The organism is Streptomyces sp. NPDC054840 (assembly GCF_053611065.1).
Genome location: NZ_JBSGZP010000831.1, coordinates 1 through 2,782, shown reverse-complemented (window position 1 = coordinate 2,782; position 2,782 = coordinate 1). Strand labels below are relative to the sequence as shown.

The 2,782-nt window shown below is 72.5% G+C and carries 2 protein-coding genes and 1 tRNA gene; 1 reads left to right on the top strand and 2 read right to left on the bottom strand.

Annotated features, from left to right (window positions below; all coding sequences use genetic code 11):
* Positions 1-1,937, bottom strand: a 1,937-nt coding sequence (locus ACWGIU_RS34725; RefSeq protein ID WP_453712085.1) for a PAS domain-containing protein, incomplete at its 3' end; no start/stop codon positions are given.
* A gap of 120 nt (positions 1,938-2,057) precedes the next feature.
* Positions 2,058-2,483 (bottom strand): SSI family serine proteinase inhibitor, encoded by a 426-nt coding sequence (locus ACWGIU_RS34720; RefSeq protein WP_453712084.1) that lies wholly within the window; start codon positions 2,481-2,483, stop codon positions 2,058-2,060.
* 186 nt (positions 2,484-2,669) lie between these two features.
* Between ACWGIU_RS34720 and ACWGIU_RS34715 the strand changes: the two genes are divergently transcribed.
* Positions 2,670-2,760: transfer RNA gene (locus ACWGIU_RS34715), tRNA-Ser, on the top strand.
* The last annotated feature ends 22 nt before the right edge of the window (positions 2,761-2,782 follow it).

Sequence of the window (2,782 nt, the reverse complement as noted above, 5' to 3'; positions counted from 1 at the left end):
CGGCGCCGCCCGGCGGGATGCTCGCTCACCGGAACCGCGGGCACGGGAGGGAGCGCGGGCATGGCGGTGCCCTGCGGGGGCACGGGCCGCCCGGGGCCGTCCTGCCCGCCGGGACCTTCGGCCCCGCCGCTGGCGTCACCGGCCCGGCCGCGCCTGCGTCCGGTGCCGAGCCCTGCCGGGTTCACCGGGGACTGTGCGAGTTCGGGGCCCGTCTCCGGAGCGTCTCCCTCCTCGCCCGCGCGCCGCCGCCCGGAAGGCAGCGCCAGCGCGCCACCACCCTGGCCGGCCGGTGCTGCCTGTGCTGCCTGTGCGGTTCGTGCCGTTTCGGGGCCGGTGGTCTCGTCGTCCAGGAAGGCGTCCACCCCGCGCCGGGCACGCCGGCCGCCGGAGATTTTGCCGGGAGCCGCGCCCCCGGCCGTCCCCGCCCCGTCCGTGGTCGGACCGGCCGGGGCCTCCTCCGCCGGTTCCGGCAGGGTCACCGTTCCGGCACCCGACCCGATCGGAAGCTCCAGTACGTACGCCCCGCCGGGCGCGCCCGGGACCTCCACCGTCTGCAGTACGCCGCCGTGCGCGGCCACGATCCCCCGCACGATCGGCTCGTGGACCGGGTTCCCGCCCTCGTACGGCCCGCGCACCTCGATCCGTACGACATCGCCGCGCTGCGCGGCGGCCACCACGATCGTCGAGTCGCTGTAGCCGCTGCCCTGGCGGGTCTTGCCGGTGGCGTCCACCCCGGCCACGTCGGCGACCAGGTGGGCGAGCGCGGTCGCGATCCGGTCGGCGTCCACCTCGGCCTCGATGGTCGGCGCGTGGACGGCGAACTGCGCGCGTCCCGGACCGATCAGCTCGACGGCCCCGTCGACGCCCGCCGCGACGACGGTGTTGATCAGGACATTCTTCTTCGTGAGCCGGTCCCTGCCGGAGTCCAGGCGCTGGTAGCCGAGGACGTTGTCCACCAGCGTGGTCATCCGTGAGTACCCGGCGGCCAGATGGTGCAGCAGCTGGTTGGCCTCGGGCCACAGCTGTCCGGCGTCGTCGGCGGCAAGCGTCGCCAGCTCACCGCGCAGCTCGTCCAGCGGGCCGCGCAGCGATTCGCCGAGGACGGCCATCAGCTGGGCGTGCCGCGCGGCGAGTGCGTCGTACGGCCGCCGGTCGGTGAAGGTCATGACGGCGCCGACGAGCTGCTCCCCGTCCCGTACGGGCGAGGTGGTCAGGTCGACGGCGACCGGCTGTCCGGACTTGTTCCACAGCACCTGCCCGCGGACGCGGTGCTTGCGGCCGCTGCGCAGGGTGTCGGCGAGCGGTGACTCCTCGAACGGGAAGGGGGAGCCGTCGGCGCGGGAGTGCTGCACGAGGCCGTGCAGTTCGCGGTTGCCGAGGTCGGTCGCGCGGTACCCGAGGATCTGGGCGGCGGCAGGGTTGACCAGCACCACCCGTCCGTCGGTGTCGGTGCCGACGACGCCCTCGGCGGCGGCGCGCAGGATCATCTCGGTCTGCCGCTGCGAGCGAGCCAGCTCCGCCTCGGTGTCCACGGTCTGCGAGAGGTCGCGGACCACGAGCATCAGAAGCTCGTCACCCGTGTACGAGGGTTGCGGCTCACGGTAGGCGTCGCGTCCGTCGAGATGCGCGCTGGTGACCTCGACGGGGAACTCGGAGCCGTCGGTACGGCGCGCGATCATCCGTTTGGGTTTGGCGCGGCCGCCGTCGTCCTCACCGGGCCGGCGCATGGAGCCGGGGATCAGCTTGGAGTCGAACTCGGGCAGGAGGTCGAGCACGCCCCGGCCGACGAGCCCGGTGCCGGGGCTCTCCATGACCTCGAGCGCGATCGAATTGGCGTTGACGACCGTGCCGTTGGCGTTGACGAGCAACAGCGCGTCCGGAAGAGCGTCGAGTATTGCTGCGAGGCGAGCAGCGCCTCGGGATGGCCTGCTGCTCACGACGAGCTTCCTCCCTGACCAACAACTACCGGCAAGTCACGGGAGGAGTCTAAGGCCACAGGCCCGCGATGGGGTGGCCGATGTGTGGCGGATACCGCCCATCCCGCGCATCCTCCCAGGTCAGGAACGCCCACTCGGAAGCAGAGGTTCCAACTCGTCCCAACGGCGGATCTCGCATCCGTTGGTGCGACGGAACGTGGCGTCCACCCTGTGACCGTTCCAGGTTCCGGTGATCCGGGCGGTGGCGGGGCCGCCGTGCTGCATGGTGCAGATCTGCCGCTTGGAGACGGGGACGAAGGGGTCCTTCCCCTCCCTGGCGAACTGGTCCAGCCGGGCACAGGCCCCTTCCGCCTCCGGGTGGTCGCCCCCGACGGGGCCGCATTCGAGCCGGTACTCCCGGTCCAACCGGCGGTTTCCGGTGTCGGCCATGGCGATGGTGAGGCGGTCGGGTGTCGCCAGCAGCCGGCCCAGCGGGAGCGGCGGCAACGGGCCGGCCACCGCGGCGGCCAGGGCGGAGGTGACGGCGAAGGCGGCGAGACGCAGCATGGGGCACTCCAGGTCGTCCGTACGTCGTACGCCTGCCCAACGACGCGGGCGCGCCGACGTTGCGCGCCGCGGCTGCTTTAAGGCTTTGCTCTCCGCCCGTCTCGCCTAGTACCGTGGGAGCGGATTGGTGAGGGGCCCTGCGCCTGTGTCATCATCTGCACGCACCTTCGTACGCGGGGGTGTGCTGGAGGCGTCGCCTAGTCCGGTCTATGGCGCCGCACTGCTAATGCGGTTTGGGGCTTACACCCCATCGAGGGTTCAAATCCCTCCGCCTCCGCACCTCATCGAAGCCCCGGTCC

Bases quoted from the DNA above. Each gene is read 5' to 3' on its own strand.
- ACWGIU_RS34720 (WP_453712084.1), bottom strand. From the start codon at position 2,483: ATGCTGCGTCTCGCCGCCTTCGCCGTCACCTCCGCCCTGGCCGCCGCG.